Annotated in this window: 13 protein-coding genes; 10 read left to right on the top strand and 3 right to left on the bottom strand. The window is 73.4% G+C overall.

From position 1 onward, the window contains the following. Positions 1-422 precede the first annotated feature (422 nt). Positions 423-965: a hypothetical protein gene (locus AB0K92_RS24825; protein WP_365926227.1), complete on the bottom strand. Its 543-nt coding sequence runs from the start codon at positions 963-965 to the stop codon at positions 423-425. Positions 966-1,227: 262 nt separating this feature from the next. Between AB0K92_RS24825 and fmt the strand changes: the two genes are divergently transcribed. The 7 genes from fmt (at position 1,228) to AB0K92_RS24790 (ending at position 9,860) form a co-directional block, all read left to right on the top strand. Next, the gene (fmt, locus tag AB0K92_RS24820; protein ID WP_365926225.1) at positions 1,228-2,160 is read left to right on the top strand and encodes a methionyl-tRNA formyltransferase; all 933 of its coding nucleotides are present in this window, start codon (positions 1,228-1,230) and stop codon (positions 2,158-2,160) included. Positions 2,161-2,376: 216 nt separating this feature from the next. Further along, a complete protein-coding gene (locus AB0K92_RS24815) occupies positions 2,377-3,804 on the top strand; it encodes a transcription antitermination factor NusB (RefSeq protein WP_365926223.1) in 1,428 nt (475 codons plus the stop codon). Positions 3,805-3,942: 138 nt separating this feature from the next. Continuing rightward, positions 3,943-4,629 (top strand): ribulose-phosphate 3-epimerase, encoded by a 687-nt coding sequence (rpe, locus tag AB0K92_RS24810; RefSeq protein ID WP_365926221.1) that lies wholly within the window; start codon positions 3,943-3,945, stop codon positions 4,627-4,629. A gap of 78 nt (positions 4,630-4,707) precedes the next feature. Then, positions 4,708-5,751: a sugar-binding domain-containing protein gene (locus AB0K92_RS24805; RefSeq protein WP_365926219.1), complete on the top strand. Its 1,044-nt coding sequence runs from the start codon at positions 4,708-4,710 to the stop codon at positions 5,749-5,751. A gap of 340 nt (positions 5,752-6,091) precedes the next feature. Then, on the top strand, positions 6,092-7,534 hold the full coding sequence (locus AB0K92_RS24800) for a GuaB1 family IMP dehydrogenase-related protein (protein ID WP_365926233.1): 1,443 nt from the start codon (positions 6,092-6,094) through the stop codon (positions 7,532-7,534). Between the two features lie 378 nt (positions 7,535-7,912). After that, positions 7,913-9,397 (top strand): amino acid permease, encoded by a 1,485-nt coding sequence (locus tag AB0K92_RS24795; protein WP_365926217.1) that lies wholly within the window; start codon positions 7,913-7,915, stop codon positions 9,395-9,397. A 10-nt stretch (positions 9,398-9,407) separates the two neighbouring features. After that, positions 9,408-9,860 (top strand): Lrp/AsnC family transcriptional regulator, encoded by a 453-nt coding sequence (locus AB0K92_RS24790; protein ID WP_043498934.1) that lies wholly within the window; start codon positions 9,408-9,410, stop codon positions 9,858-9,860. On the opposite strand, the gene AB0K92_RS24785 is transcribed toward AB0K92_RS24790, so the two are convergent. Then, a complete protein-coding gene (locus AB0K92_RS24785; RefSeq protein ID WP_365926215.1) occupies positions 9,819-10,340 on the bottom strand; it encodes a hypothetical protein in 522 nt (173 codons plus the stop codon). The genes AB0K92_RS24790 and AB0K92_RS24785 overlap by 42 nt on opposite strands. Positions 10,341-10,657: 317 nt before the next feature. On the opposite strand from AB0K92_RS24785, the gene AB0K92_RS24780 reads away from it, so the two are divergent. From AB0K92_RS24780 to AB0K92_RS24770, 3 genes are all read left to right on the top strand, one after another. Then, positions 10,658-11,869 carry an MFS transporter gene (locus AB0K92_RS24780; protein ID WP_365926213.1) on the top strand — a complete coding sequence of 404 codons (1,212 nt, stop codon included), beginning with the start codon at positions 10,658-10,660 and terminating at the stop codon, positions 11,867-11,869. Positions 11,870-12,086: 217 nt separating this feature from the next. Further along, positions 12,087-12,875 (top strand): carbon-nitrogen hydrolase family protein, encoded by a 789-nt coding sequence (locus AB0K92_RS24775; protein ID WP_365926211.1) that lies wholly within the window; start codon positions 12,087-12,089, stop codon positions 12,873-12,875. A gap of 53 nt (positions 12,876-12,928) precedes the next feature. Next, a complete protein-coding gene (locus tag AB0K92_RS24770) occupies positions 12,929-14,623 on the top strand; it encodes an NAD(P)/FAD-dependent oxidoreductase (RefSeq protein WP_165996633.1) in 1,695 nt (564 codons plus the stop codon). 15 nt (positions 14,624-14,638) lie between these two features. Here the strand turns inward: AB0K92_RS24770 and AB0K92_RS24765 are convergent, their stop codons facing one another. Next, the gene (locus tag AB0K92_RS24765; protein ID WP_365926209.1) at positions 14,639-15,568 is read right to left on the bottom strand and encodes an LLM class F420-dependent oxidoreductase; all 930 of its coding nucleotides are present in this window, start codon (positions 15,566-15,568) and stop codon (positions 14,639-14,641) included. Positions 15,569-15,616 lie beyond the last annotated feature (48 nt).

Here is a 15,616-nt window from a genome sequence, read left to right as displayed (position 1 = left end):
GGCCCGGCGCACCGCCGCCCGGCGAGCACTGGGAGCGCGCGCTGATCCGGGTGCCGCCGGGGCGCGGTGCCGCGCTGGCGAGCGCCCTGAAGGCCACACAGGCGGCCCGGATGGCCCGGGGGAGCGGGGCGCCGGTCCGGGTGCGGATCGATCCGCCGGACATCGGATGAGCGGCGGGGCGGGGTGGGCGGGTGCGCCATCGCCGTGCCGCCCACCCGCACGCCCGTGCCGCCCACCCGCACGCCCGCGCCGCCCATCCGCACGCCCGCGCCCTCAGGCACTTCGGTCGCCCCGGACACCCCCGATCCCCCCGGACACATCGGACATACGGACCACCCGGACACTCCGGACGCCCCCGACACCCCGGACACACGAGACTGCCCTCCCGGCCCCGTGCCGGGAGGGCAGGTGCGGGGGAGGCGTCAGCCGTTGCGCGGTGCGGGGAACGCCGTCGGCCTGGCCTCGTCGCGCAGGGCCGGGCTGCCCGCCGTCGGCTGGGTCGGCATGGAGCGGGCGGCCGGGACCGTGGGGACCGCCGGCAGCCCGGTGCCCACGTTGACCGTGCGGGTGCCCGACGGCTCGGTGCCGCGCTCGGTCTCGGCGGCGGCCTGCGCGGCGGCCCGGCGGGAGCCGTACCGGCGGTGGACGGCCTGCTTGGTGACCCCGAGGGCGGAGCCCACCGCGTCCCACGAGAAGCCGAGCGAGCGGTCGAAGTCGACCGCGGCCGTCACCAGGGTCTCGACACTGTCCCGCAGCTCCTGGGCGAGACGGACCGTCGGGGCGGGAGCGCGTCCGTAGACGACGAAGCCCGTGGAGGGGCCGGAGCGGCGCGGGCGGTAGACGTTGCCCAGCTGGGCGGTGAGCGTGCGCAGCGCGTCCACCTGCCGGCGGACCCGCTCGATGTCCCGCACCAGCAAGTGCAGGCTGGCCCGAGCCTGGGCGTCGTGGGTTGCGTGGTCGGCCATGAACAAGCCTCTCGAACCGGCGTTGAAGAGAAAGGATCGGGCCGCGATCGCGGCCCGTAGTGGTCAACTCTTTCTTGACCAACGCCGATTCGCGCCGCTGGTCACGCACGGGGGGCGTATGGGCATATGCGTACGCCCCCCGAGGGGGACGCGCGCGATGCGCCCCGCCTGCGGCTTTCCGCCGTCGACGGCTCGGCGTCCATGGTCACTAGACTGGTGCGCCGCCCGCATCCGCCCCTGTCCGAGAGGCCCGTGCCCACCCATGAAGCTCGTCTTCGCCGGTACCCCCGAGGTCGCCGTTCCCGCCCTGGACGCTCTGCTCGCCTCCGGGCGGCACGAGGTGGCCGCCGTCGTCACCCGGCCCGACGCGCCGGCCGGGCGGGGCCGCAGGCTGGTCGCCTCGCCCGTGGCCGAGCGGGCGGAGGAGGCCGGCATCGAGGTGCTGAAGCCCGCCAAGCCGCGGGACCCGGAGTTCCTGGACCGGCTGCGCGCGATCGCCCCTGACTGCTGCCCGGTCGTCGCGTACGGCGCGCTGCTGCCGCGGGTCGCCCTCGACATCCCCCGGCACGGCTGGGTCAACCTGCACTTCTCGCTGCTGCCCGCCTGGCGCGGCGCGGCGCCCGTGCAGCACTCCATCATGGCGGGCGACGAGATCACCGGCGCCTCCACCTTCCTCATCGAGGAGGGACTGGACTCCGGCCCCGTCTACGGCACCGTCACCGAGGAGATCCGCCCCACCGACACCAGCGGCGACCTGCTGACCCGGCTCGCCTTCGCCGGGGCGGGGCTGCTGGCCGCCACCATGGACGGCATCGAGGACGGCTCCCTCAAGGCCGTACCGCAGCCCGCCGAGGGCGTCAGCCTCGCACCGAAGATCACCGTCGAGGACGCGCGCGTCGACTGGGCGGCACCCGCGCTGCGGGTCGACCGCGTGGTGCGCGGCTGCACCCCGGCGCCCGGCGCGTGGACCACCTTCCGCGGGGAGCGGCTGAAGCTCATCCAGGTCGCCCTGGTGCCCGAGCGGACCGACCTGGCGCCCGGCAAGCTGTCCGTCGGCAAGAACAACGTCTACGCCGGCACCGGTTCGCACGCCGTCGAGCTGCTGTGGGTGCAGGCTCAGGGCAAGAAGCCGATGCGGGCGGCGGACTGGGCGCGCGGCGTGCGGATCGGCGACGACGAGTCCGTCGGCTCCTGACGTCCGGGGCGAGCCGCGGACGGCCGCCGCGGGTGACCGGGTGACCGTGATGTCCGAGGAGGCCAGGGTGTCCGGGGTGTCCAGGGTGTCCGGGGTGTCCGGGGTGTCCGGGGTGAACGGGGTGTCCGGGGTGAACGGGGTGAGGGCCGGCGCGGCCGGTTCGCGCGCGTCGTAGGCTGGTCGCACACCGTACACAGAACACCGGAGCACCTTTTCGTGAGCGACACCTCCCGGCGGCCCCGCAAGCCTGGCAAGCCCTACCGTCGGCCCCAGAAGGACCCCGTCCGCGTCCTCGCCTTCGAGGCCCTGCGCGCCGTGGACGAGCGGGACGCCTACGCCAACCTCGTGCTGCCGCCGCTGCTGCGCAAGGCGCGCGAGAAGGAGGGGCCCGAGAAGTTCGACGGGCGGGACGCCGCGCTGGCCACCGAGCTGGTCTACGGGACCCTGCGCCGGCAGGGCACCTACGACGCGGTCATCGCGGCCTGCGTCGACCGGCCGCTGCGCGAGGTCGACCCGCCGGTGCTGGACGTGCTGAGCCTCGGCGCGCACCAGCTGCTCGGCACCCGCATCCCCCCGCACGCCGCCGTCTCCGCCACCGTGGAACTGGCCCGCGTGGTGCTCGGCGACGGGCGCGCCAAGTTCGTCAACGCCGTGCTGCGCAAGGTCGCCCAGCACGACCTCGACGGCTGGATGGAGCGGGTCGCGCCGCCCTACGACGAGGACCCCGAGGACCACCTCTCCGTCGTCCACTCCCACCCGCGCTGGGTCGTCTCCGCGCTGTGGGACTCGCTCGGCGGCGGCCGGGACGGCATCGAGCGGCTGCTGGCGGCGGACAACGAGCGCCCCGAGGTGACGCTGGTCGCCCGCCCCGGCCGGGCCACGGCCGAGGAGCTGCTGGCCGAGGACGCCGCGGTGCCGGGCCGCTGGTCGCCGTACGCCGTCCGGCTCACCGAGGGCGGCGAGCCCGGCGCCGTCCAGGCCGTGCGCGAGGGCCGCGCCGGGGTGCAGGACGAGGGCAGCCAGCTCGTCGCGCTCGCGCTCGCCAACGCCCCGCTGGAAGGGCCGGACGAGAGGTGGCTCGACGGCTGCGCCGGACCCGGCGGCAAGGCCGCGCTGCTCGCCGCGCTCGCGGCGGAGCGGGGCGCCACGCTGCTCGCCTCCGAGAAGCAGATCCACCGGGCGGGGCTGGTCGCCAAGGCCCTGCACGGCAACCCCGGCCCCTACCAGGTCATCGCCGCCGACGGCACCCGCCCGCCGTGGCGGCCCGGCAGCTTCGACCGGGTCCTGATGGACGTGCCCTGCACCGGGCTCGGCGCGCTGCGCCGCCGCCCCGAGGCCCGCTGGCGGCGCCGCCCCGAGGACCTGGACGGCTTCGCGCCGCTCCAGCGGGCCCTGCTGCGCACCGCCCTGGAGTCCGTGCGCGTCGGCGGCGTCGTCGGCTACGCCACCTGCTCCCCGCTGCTGCCCGAGACCCGGGCCGTGGTGGCCGACCTGGTCAAGCAGTTCCCGGACGCGGAGATGATCGACGCCCGCCCCCTCCTCCCCGGCGTCCCCGACCTCGGCGAGGGCCCCGACATCCAGCTCTGGCCCCACCTGCACGGCACGGACGCGATGTACCTGGCCCTGATCCGCCGCACCGCCTGAGAGACAGCGCCGGGACAGGGGCGCGGGCGCGACATCATGCGGCTGCGCCGCGTGGGCGCGACCGGCCCCACCGGTCCGCGCCGAAATCGAACGGGGACCGATGCCACCAACCCCCGGAGGGCATGGCAGTCTTGGGTCATGGCCGTGCAGATCAACCCCAGCATCCTGTCCGCCGACTTCGCCCGTCTCGCCGACGAGGCGAAGGCGGTCGAGGGAGCCGACTGGCTCCATGTCGACGTCATGGACAACCATTTCGTCCCGAACCTGACGCTCGGCGTGCCGGTCGTGGAGTCCCTGGCCCGTGCGACGGACACGCCGCTGGACTGCCATCTGATGATCGAGGCCCCCGACCGCTGGGCGCCGCAGTACGTGGAGGCGGGTGCCTCCTCGGTCACCTTCCACGTCGAGGCCGCCGCCGCTCCGGTGCGTCTCGCGCGGGAGATCCGGGCGAAGGGTGCCCGCGCCTCGATGGCGCTGAAGCCCGCGACGCCCATCGAGCCGTACGAGGACCTGCTGCCCGAGCTGGACATGCTGCTCATCATGACGGTGGAGCCGGGCTTCGGCGGTCAGGCGTTCCTCGACATCATGCTGCCGAAGATCCGGCGCACCCGGGAGCTGATCGGCAAGCACGGTCTGCAGCTGTGGCTCCAGGTGGACGGCGGAGTCTCGGCTTCCACCATCGAGCGGTGCGCCGAGGCCGGCGCCGATGTCTTCGTGGCCGGATCGGCGGTCTACGGGGCATCCGACCCGGCCGAGGCGGTACGTGCACTGCGCACCCAGGCCGAGGCGGCCACCGCCAAGGCGTCGTGGGCGTGCGACCACTGAGCGTCAGGAACGTGAACGGCGCCCATCAGGGCTGATCAAGCGCGCCGGATCTGCAAGGATGAACGGCGAATCCAGAGTGTGAACAGCAGTGAGGAGATCGCCGTGTCGGGTATGTCGGCGGGCCGGTCAGCCATGCGGATGGGACCCGCTGAGCTGGTGCAGGCGGCGGCCATGGCCCGCCGCTTCTACCTCGAGGGCAAGTCCAAGATCCAGATCGCCGAGGAGTTCGGCGTCAGCCGCTTCAAGGTGGCCCGGGTCCTGGAGACCGCCCTCGAACGGGACCTCGTACGCATCGAGATCCGGGTCCCGGCCGAGCTGGACGCCGAGCGCTCCGACGCGCTGCGCGCCCGCTACGGCCTCAGGCACGCCGTGGTGGTCGAGTCGCCGCCCGAGTCGGAGGAGACCCCGGACCCCGAGAACCTCGGGGAGGTGGCCGCGGACCTGCTCGGCGAGCTGGTCAACGAGGGCGATGTGCTGGGCCTGGCCTGGGGCCGGTCCACCATCCACATGGCCGCGGCCCTCGACCGGCTCCCGCCGTGCACCGTGGTGCAGCTGACCGGGGTGTACGACGCGGGGACCGCCGAACGCGGCTCGGTGGAGGCCGTACGGCGCGCCGCCCAGGTCTCGGGCGGCGACGCCCACCCCATCTACGCGCCGATGCTGCTGCCGGACGCGGCCACCGCGGCGGCGCTGCGCAACCAGACCGGGATCGCCCGGGCCTTCGAGTACTTCGACAAGGTCACGGTCGCCTGTGTCTCCATCGGCTCCTGGGAGCCGGGCATCTCGACGGTGCACGACATGCTCAGCGACGAGGAGCGGGCCCACTACGCCTCGCTCGGTGTCGCCGCCGAGATGTCCGCGCACCTCTTCGACGCGGAGGGCCGCCGGATCGGCCGCGACCTCGGCGAGCGGTGCATCACCGTCAAGGCCGACCAGCTGCGCCGTATCCCGGAGGTCGTGGCCATCGCGGGCGGGCAGCGCAAGGGGCCCGCGATCGACGCGGTGCTGCGCTCCGGGCTGGTCACCAGCCTGGTCACCGACACCTCGGCCGCGGACTACCTGATGACGGCCGGCCCGGCGCCCAAGCCCGCGCTGAACCGGGCGGACCCGGACGGCCACTGACGCGACGGCTCTTGCGGGCGGACACCGGCCGCCCCCGACGGCTCCCGGCGACGGGCGCCGCGGGGGCGGCCGTACCGGCATCGGCCCCGTGCTGCCGCGGTGCGGACCCGCCCGCCGAGGGGCCGCTGCCCGCGTGCGGGGTGTTCTCCCGGGCGACGGACGAGGCGCCCGCGCCACCGTGGCGCTCGCGCTTGGAGGATCCTCCGAAGGCCTTCCTGACCAGCTCGGATGAACTGCCCGTACGTCCGTGACCGGGTGCCATGGGACAATGAAGTACGTGCTCTTTCCCCCTGGCTGACCTGTCCGGGGGCCACCTCTGATCGACTGGGATGTGCAGCACGTGCGTTTCCTCAACGACATCCAGCCCTCGTACGACCTGACGTACGACGACGTGTTCATGGTGCCGCGCCGTAGCGCGGTCGGCTCCCGGCAGGACGTGGACCTCGGCTCCCCGGACGGCACGGGCACCACGATCCCGCTCGTCGTCGCCAACATGACCGCCATCGCCGGCCGCCGGATGGCCGAGACCGTGGCCCGGCGCGGCGGCCTCGTGGTCATCCCGCAGGACATCCCGATCGAGGTCGTCACCGACGTCATCTCCTGGGTCAAGAGCCGCCACCTGGTGCTGGACACCCCGATCGTGCTCGCCCCCCACCAGACCGTGGCCGACGCGCTGTCGCTGCTGCCCAAGCGGGCGCACAACGCCGGTGTGGTCGTCGACGAGGACCAGCGCCCGGTCGGTGTCGTCACCGACGCGGACCTGACCGGCGTCGACCGCTTCACCCAGCTCGAAGTGGTCATGTCCAAGGACCTGCTCCTGCTGGACGCCGGCATCGACCCGCGCGAGGCCTTCAACACCCTCGACCACCACAACCGGCGCTACGCCCCGGCGGTCGACGAGGACGGCAGGCTCGCGGGCATCCTCACCCGCAAGGGCGCCCTGCGCGCCACCCTGTACACCCCGGCCGTGGACGCGCGCGGCAGGCTGCGCATCGCCGCCGCCGTCGGCATCAACGGCGACGTGGCGGGCAAGGCGAAGCAGCTGCTGGACGCGGGCGTCGACACCCTCGTCATCGACACCGCGCACGGCCACCAGGAGTCGATGATCAGCGCGATCCGGACCGTGCGCGCGCTCGACCCGCAGGTGCCGATCGTCGCGGGCAACATCGTCTCCGCCGAGGGCGTCAAGGACCTGGTCGACGCGGGCGCCGACATCATCAAGGTCGGTGTGGGCCCCGGCGCCATGTGCACCACCCGCATGATGACCGGCGTCGGCCGGCCGCAGTTCTCCGCGGTGCTGGAGTGCGCCGCCGAGGCGAAGAAGTACGGCAAGCACGTGTGGGCCGACGGCGGTGTCCGCCACCCCCGCGACGTGGCGATGGCCCTCGCGGCCGGTGCCTCCAACGTGATGATCGGCTCCTGGTTCGCCGGCACCTACGAGTCCCCGGGCGACCTCCAGCACGACGCCGACGGCCGCGCCTACAAGGAGTCGTTCGGCATGGCGTCCGCGCGGGCCGTGCGCAACCGTACGTCCGAGGAGTCGGCGTACGACCGCGCCCGCAAGGCGCTGTTCGAGGAGGGCATCTCCACCTCCCGGATGTTCCTCGACCCGGCCCGCCCGGGCGTCGAGGACCTGATCGACTCGATCATCGCCGGCGTCCGCTCCTCGTGCACCTACGCCGGTGCCGCCTCCCTGGAGGAGTTCGCCGAGAAGGCCGTCGTCGGCATCCAGAGCGCGGCCGGCTACGCCGAGGGCAAGCCGCTGCACGCCAGCTGGAACTGACCCCGGTCCCACGAAAGGCCCCCGGAGAACCGGGGGCCTTTCGCATGCCCCGTGCATGCCCCGCGCCTCCCCCGGAGCCCAGCGGACGGAGGTCCGGCGGCCCTCGACGGCCCGCGCCGGCCGCTCGGCATATCCGGACGATCAGGGCCGGAACGCAACACTCGAAAGCCCCCGCGCAACGAACCCACGCCCGGCCCGCATCAACGCAATGATCTTGCGGGTATGCGCAAGGTTGCTGCATTACAGCCGCAATGCCCCGCCCATAGAGTGTCGCGCTGTACGTGGCGTGGCGGGGACCCCGCTCGGTGGTTCCCGGCTCTCCGCCGGGCTGCCGTCGGTCCCCGTCTGTCCCCAACGGCAGCGAGAAGGAGCCAGCGCGTGCTCGACCAAGGCGCACCCCCGCAGAACCGCACCCAGCAAGCCCCGGGCGTCGCCGCGCGCCTGATGCGCCGCAAGCCCGTGGAACACCTGGTCGCGGAGGGCGGCCAGGGCGAGGGCGGCTCGCTCAGGCGCTCCCTGGGCCTGTGGCAGCTCACCATGATCAGCATCGGTGCCACCCTCGGCACCGGCATCTTCGTCGTCCTCGGCGACGCCGTCCCGGAGGCCGGTCCCGCGGTCACCCTGGCGTTCGTCATCGCCGGTCTGACGGCCCTCTTCTCCGCCCTGTCGTACGCCGAACTGGCCGGCAGCATCCCGGTCGCCGGCTCCTCCTACTCGTATGCGTACGCAACGATGGGCGAGCTGGTCGCCTGGGTCTGCGGCTGGTGTCTGGTGCTGGAGTACGGCGTGTCCGTGGCCGCCGTCGCAGTCGGCTGGGGCGAGTACCTCAACGAACTCCTCGACGGCACCATCGGCGTCACCATCCCGAGCGCCCTGTCCTCGGCGCCCGGCGAGGGCGGGATCATCAACCTGCCCGCGCTGATCGTCGTCCTGCTGGCGATGGTCTTCCTGCTCGGCGGGGTGCGCGAGTCCGCCCGCGCCAACACCATCATGGTCGCGGTGAAGATCGCGGCGCTGGTGCTGTTCTGCGCGGTCGGCTTCATGGGCTTCAAGTCCGGCAACTACGCCGACTTCATGCCGCTCGGCATGGCGGGCGTCAGCGCGGCCGGCGCCACGCTGTTCTTCTCGTACATCGGCTTCGACGCCGCCTCCACCGCCGGCGAGGAGGCCAAGGACCCGAAGAAGGACCTGCCGCGCGCGATCATGCTGTCGCTGATCATCGTCACCGCGCTGTACGTGCTGGTCGCGGCCGTCGCCGTCGGCGCCTGGCACTGGACCGAGTTCGAGGGCTCCGAGGCCTCCCTCGCCGCGATCATGAACGACGTCAGCGGCCAGACCTTCTGGGGCACCCTGCTCGCCCTGGGCGCGGTCATCTCCATCGCCAGCGTGGTCCTCACCGTGCTCTACGGCCAGACCCGCATCCTCTTCGCGATGTCCCGCGACGGACTGGTCCCCAAGGCGCTCGGCAAGGTCGACGCCAAGACCGGTGCCCCGCGCCTGAACACCGTCATCGTCTCCCTGTTCTGCGGTGTCCTCGCCGCCCTGATCCCGCTCGGCAAGCTCGTCGACGCCACCAGCATCGGCACGCTGTTCGCCTTCGCCCTGGTCAACATCGCGGTGATCGTGCTGCGCTACAAGCGGCCCGAGCTGGAGCGCACCTTCAAGGTGCCGTTCGGTCCGGTGCTGCCCGTGCTGGGCTTCGCCTTCTGCGCGTACAACATGTTCAGCCTCGATACCGTCACCTGGGTGGTGTTCGGGTTCTGGATGGCCGCCGGTCTCGTGTTCTACTTCCTCTACGGCTATCGCCGGTCCCGGCTCGCCGTGGCGGCGGCCACCCCAGAGGCAACACCAGAAGCGAAGTGAACGACCCCCAGTGCTGAACGATCTCGACGAACGCATCGTGCACGCCCTCGCCGAGGACGCCCGTCGCTCCTACGCGGACATCGGCCAGCTGGTCGGCCTGTCCGCCCCGGCCGTGAAACGCCGGGTGGACCGACTGCGCGCCACCGGGGCCATCACCGGATTCACCGTCCGCGTCGATCCCTCGGCGCTCGGCTGGGAGACCGAGGGGTTCGTCGAGATCTACTGCCGCCGCAACACCTCGCCGGAGACCATCCAGCGGGGCCTGGAGCGCTACCAGGAGGTCGTGGCCGCGTCCACCGTCACCGGGGACGCGGACGCGGTCGCCCAGGTCTTCGCCTCCGACATGCGGCACTTCGAGCGGGTCCTGGAGCGGATCGCGGGCGAGCCGTTCGTCGAGCGCACCAAGTCGGTGCTGGTGCTCTCACCGCTGCTGCGCCGCTTCTCCTCCGGCTCCCCGACCTGACCCGGGCCCGCCCGCCTCGGCCCGGCGGCGGATCCCCGCCAGCAGCCGGCGCACGGCCAGCCGGTGCGCCCGCGACCCGATGACCAGCAGCCGGTAGAGGCGGCCGGCCGGACCCGGGAAGGCCGCCCGCGTCTCGGCCCGCAGCCGGGTGCGCCCCGGGCCCTCCCGCTCCAGGCGCAGCACCAGGGCGTACGCCGAGAAGCGGTGGCGGCCGGCGAGCGCCAGCTCCCGGTCCTCGACGGCGCCGACCACCCGGAAGCCCGGCACCGTCGCTCCCGGGGCCGGCGGACGGGGCCCGGAAGCGGCCGGGTCGGCAGCTCCCAGCAGCCGCGCGACGCCCTCCGAGGGCCCGCCCGCGAAGCTCCGGGCCACGGCCTCCCCGGCGGCCCGCCACACGACGGCCGGTTCCGCGTCGACGAGGACCGTGTGCACGTCGACGAACGGGAGGGCGGAGATCTCGGCGTGGCCGGCGCGGTCCATGGGGCACCTTTCGGCAGGCGGTCGGTCGGTGGAGTCGGTGTCGTCCTCCACGCGGCAGTCTCGCCCGCCCCCCGGCCCGCCGGCCTCCTGCCCAGGACGGAGACCGGCCGCCGCGCGGGGGAGCCGCCCCGCCGCCGTCTCCTCCCCGGGGAGGGCACGAGAGGGCTGCCGGCACCCGGAATTCCCGGCGCCCGGCCGCCGTCAGCGCCTAGCATCGATGTCATGACCTGGCGACATTGATCCCCCAGCCCCGCCTCCCGAGGGCCGCCTCGGACGCCGTACCTCCGGTGTCCGATCCGCCCCTACGGGAAGGCCTCATGACTCTCTCACCCGCGCGCGTACCCGCTGCCGGCGTCCGCCGTCTCACGGGCACGCTGTACGGCTACGCGTTCCTGCACGACCTGATCCCGCTGTATCCGGTGTACGCGCTGCTGTTCGGCGACACCGGTCTGTCGGTCTGGCAGATCTCCTCGCTGTTCGCCCTGTGGTCGGTCACCAGCCTGGTGCTGGAGGTCCCCTCGGGCGTCTGGGCCGACGCGGTCTCGCGCCGCATGCTGCTGTGGCTCGGCCCGCTGCTCACCGCGGCCGGCTTCGCCCTGTGGGTGCTCGTGCCGTCGTACCCGGCGTTCGCGCTGGGCTTCGTGCTGTGGGGCGCGGGCGAGGCGCTCGGCTCCGGCGCGCTGGAGGCGCTGGTCCACGACGAACTGGACCGGCTCGGCGCGGCCGGCCGCTACGCCCGCGTCATGGGCCGGGCCCGGGCGGCCGGACTGCTGGGCGTGATGGCCGCGATGGGCGTCGCCGGCCCGGTCCTCGCGCTGGGCGGCTACCCGGCCGTGGGCGCGCTGAGCGTGCTGGCCGTGCTGCTCTCCGCCGCCGTCGCGACCCGCTTCCCGGAGCACCGCGGCCCGGCGGCCGGCGGGGACGGCTGGGCCGCCCCCCTGCGCGCCGGACTCGCCCGCGTCCGCGCGGACCGCTCGCTGCGCGGCGCGCTGCTGCTCGTCCCCACCGTGACCGCGGTCTGGGGCACGCTCGACGAGTACACGCCGCTGCTGGCGCGGGAGACGGGCGTGCCGGACGAGAAGGTGCCGTTCCTGCTCCTGCTCGTCTGGGCCGGTGCCACGGCCGGCGGTCTGCTGGCCGGCCCCGCCGAACGCCTGGGCCCGCGCGGGCTCGCCGCGCTGCTCGCGGGCGCCGGGCTCGCCCTGGCGGCGGGCGCGGCGACGGGCAGCCCGGCCGGTCTGGTGCTCGTCGCCCTCGCCTTCGGCGGCTTCCAGCTGGCGACCGTGCTGGCCGACGCCCGCCTCCAGGAGCGCGTGGACGCCTCCGCCCGGGCGACCCTCACCTCCGTCGCGGGCCTCGGCACCGGCGTGGCCACCGTCGCGGTGTACGGCTCGTACGCCGTCCTCGGCACGGCCACCGGCCACGGCACCGCGTTCACCTGGTTCGCGGTGCCGTACCTGCTGACCGCGGCGCTGCTGTGGGCGAGGTCCGGCCGCCGGCTCCCGCCCAAGGGCTCTTCGCGCAGGTGAGAGGCGGTGGGGCGGGCGGTCGCGGAACCACCCGCGGCCGTCCGCCCCGCGGCGGCGGGGACCGGCGCCGCAGGGCGTGCAACGAATCGCCGCGAAGGCCCGCACGGACGCAACAAACCGCGCACGAGCGCGCAACGGCTCCTCCTTGTCCCCCCGAGCCGGCCGACCGTACGGTCTACGTGGCCCCCACACCCATCCGTCCCGGTGAGGAACACGCATGCGTATCGCCCTGCTCCAGAGCTCCGGCCGCCCCGGATCCACCGTGGAGAACCTGAAGGTTCTCGACGAGGCCGCGGGCCGGGCCGCCGCCGCGGGTGCCGGGCTGCTGGTCACGCCGGAGATGTTCCTGACGGGCTACGCCATCGGTGACGACATCGCCCGCCTCGCCGAGCCCGCCGACGGCGACGCGGCCGACGCGGTCGCCGAGATCGCCGCGCGCCACGATCTGGCGGTCGCGTACGGCTACCCCGAGCGCGCCGGCACGACCGTCTTCAACTCCGCGCAGCTGATCTCCGCCGACGGCACCCGCCTGGCCAACTACCGCAAGACGCATCTCTTCGGCTGCTTCGAGCGCGACCACTTCACGCCGGGCGAGCAGCCGGTGGTCCAGGCCGAGCTGGACGGCGTCCGCGTCGGCATCATGATCTGCTACGACGTGGAGTTCCCGGAGAACGTCCGCGCCCACGCCCTGGCGGGCACCGACCTGCTGCTGGTGCCCACGGCCCAGATGCACCCGTTCCAGTTCGTCCCCGAACACCTGGTCCCGGTGCGGGCCTTCGAGAACCAGATGTACGTCGCGTACGTCAACCGGGTCGGTGCGGAAGGCGAGTTCGAGTTCGTCGGGCTCTCCACCCTGGCCGCACCCGACGGCATCGCCCGCACCCGCGCCGGCCGCGCCGAGGAACTCCTCCTCGCCGACGTCGACCCCGCCTTCGTCGCCGCGTCCCGCGAGGCGAACCCGTATCTGACGGACCGGCGCCCGGGCCTCTACGGCTCCCTCGTCTGAGCCGCCCCCGCCACGCCTCCCCCCTGTTCCACCACGCAAGGAGTCCGTACCCCATGACGTCCACGGTGCCCAACGCCGTCGAGCACACCGACGAGCAGCAGCCGCCGATCACCATGTTCGGCCCGGACTTCCCGTACGCCTACGACGACTTCCTCGCCCACCCGGCGGGACTCGGCCAGATCCCCGCGACCGAGCACGGCACCGAGGTCGCCGTCATCGGCGGCGGCCTGTCCGGCATCGTGGCCGCGTACGAGCTGATGAAGATGGGCCTCAAGCCCGTCGTCTACGAGGCCGACCAGATCGGCGGCCGGCTGCGCACGGTGGGATTCGAGGGCTGCGACGAGTCCCTGACCGCGGAGATGGGCGCGATGCGCTTCCCGCCGTCCTCCACCGCCCTCCAGCACTACATCGACCTGGTCGGCCTGGAGACCAGGCCCTTCCCGAACCCGCTCGCCGAGGCCACCCCGTCGACCGTCGTCGACCTCAAGGGCGAGACGCACTACGCCGAGACCATCGACGACCTGCCGCAGGTCTACCGGGACGTCGCCGAGGCGTGGAACAAGTGCCTGGAGGAGGGCGCCGACTTCTCCGACATGAACCGGGCCATGCGCGAGCGGGACGTCAAGCGCATCCGGGAGATCTGGTCGAAGCTCGTCGAGAAGCTCGACAACCAGACCTTCTACGGCTTCCTGTGCGACTCGGAGGCGTTCAAGTCCTTCCGGCACCGCGAGATCTTCGGCCAGGTCGGCTTCGGCACCGGCGGCTGGGACACCGACTTCCCGAACTCCATCCTGGAGATCCTCCGCGTCGTCTACACCGAGGCCGACGACCACCACCGCGGCATCGTCGGCGGCTCCCAGCAGCTGCCGCTGCGGCTGTGGGAGCGCGAGCCGGAGAAGATCGTGCACTGGCCGTACGGCACCTCGCTGGCCAAGCTGCACGACGGCGCGCCCCGCCCGGCCGTGACCCGGCTGCACCGCACCGCGGGCAACCGGATCACCGTGACCGACGCCAACGGCGACATCCGCACCTACCGGGCGGCGATCTTCACCGCCCAGTCCTGGATGCTGCTCTCCAAGATCCAGTGCGACGACTCGCTCTTCCCGATCGACCACTGGACCGCGATCGAGCGCACCCACTACATGGAGTCCTCCAAGCTCTTCGTGCCCGTCGACCGGCCGTTCTGGCTCGACAAGGACGAGGAGACCGGCCGGGACGTCATGTCGATGACGCTCACCGACCGCATGACCCGCGGCACCTACCTGCTGGACAACGGCCCGGACAAGCCGGCCGTGATCTGCCTGTCGTACACCTGGTGCGACGACAGCCTGAAGTGGCTGCCGCTGTCCGCGAACGAGCGGATGGAGGTCATGCTGAAGTCGCTGTCGGAGATCTATCCGAAGGTCGACATCCGCAAGCACATCATCGGCAGCCCGGTGACGGTCTCCTGGGAGAACGAGCCCTACTTCATGGGCGCGTTCAAGGCCAACCTGCCCGGCCACTACCGCTACCAGCGGCGCCTGTTCACGCACTTCATGCAGGACCGGCTGCCCGAGGACAAGCGGGGCATCTTCCTCGCGGGCGACGACATCTCCTGGACGGCCGGCTGGGCCGAGGGCGCCGTCCAGACCGCGCTGAACGCGGTCTGGGGCGTCATGCACCACTTCGGCGGCGAGACCGACCCGTCGAACCCGGGTCCGGGCGACGTCTACGACGAGATCGCCCCGGTCGAGCTGCCGGAGGACTGAGCCGGGGCCGCGCGGTCAGACGCCGGCCGCGCGGGCCTTGTCGTGGACCCGCTCGGCCACGTCCACCAGCTCCCGCGCGTCACGCGGCGAGTCCAGGAAGTCGATCAGGATCGCCTCCGGGCCGGTCTGCGCGAACGGCACCAGGTCCGCGACGATCTGGTCGACGCTGCCCTGGAAGGGCCGGCGGTCGCCGCCGTCGTACGTCCCTGGGGTGTACTGCGCGTTGACCCGCAGCACCATCCGGAGCGGGGCGGTACGGCCCCGCTCGGCCGCCAGCTCCTTCAGCAGCCGCCACTCCTCGGCCAGCGCGGCGGCGTCCAGGGCCACCGGCATCCAGCCGTCGGCGTGGTCGACGACCCGGCGCCGCGCCCGCGGCCCGGAGGCGGCCAGCAGGACGGGGATGGGCCGGGCGGGCTTGGGGCCGACCGCGGCGGACGCGATCCTCGTGGTCGGGCCCTCGTGCACCACGGGGTCCGGGCCCCACACCGCGCGGCACACCTCGATCAGCTCGTCCAGCACCCGGCCGCGCTCCTCGAACGGCCGGATGCCGGCGGCCGCGTACTCGTCCACGGACCAGCCGGTGCCGAACCCGGCGATCACCCGGCCGCCGCTCGCCGCGTCCAGCGTGGCGAGCGACTTGGCGAGCTGGAACGGCACGTGCAGCGGCGCCACCAGCACACTGGTGCCCAGCCGGGCCCGCTCGGTGGCCGCCGCGGCGAGCGTCAGCGTCACCAGCGGGTCGGCGACGTGCCGGTAGAACTCGGGCCAGGGCAGGCCCTCCACGCCGTACAGCCCGTGCGTGGCCGGTTCGGGCAGCAAGGCGCGCTCGAAGACCCACAGGCTCTCGTAGCCGATGCGCTCGGCGGCGCGGGCCACCTCGGGGACGTCGCGGCCGAGGTCGTAGTGGCGTGCCTGCGGGAGTCCGAGGCCGAGTCCGATCGCCATGGGGGCTGTGCTCCTCGCGTCGCCGACTGCTGGATGATCAGGCAACCT

The sequence above is a fragment of the Streptomyces sp. NPDC052687 genome, assembly GCF_040678395.1.
GTDB lineage: Bacteria > Actinomycetota > Actinomycetes > Streptomycetales > Streptomycetaceae > Streptomyces.
The sequence above is the reverse complement of the archived record's forward strand: the minus strand, read 5'-3'. Positions and strand labels throughout refer to the sequence as shown.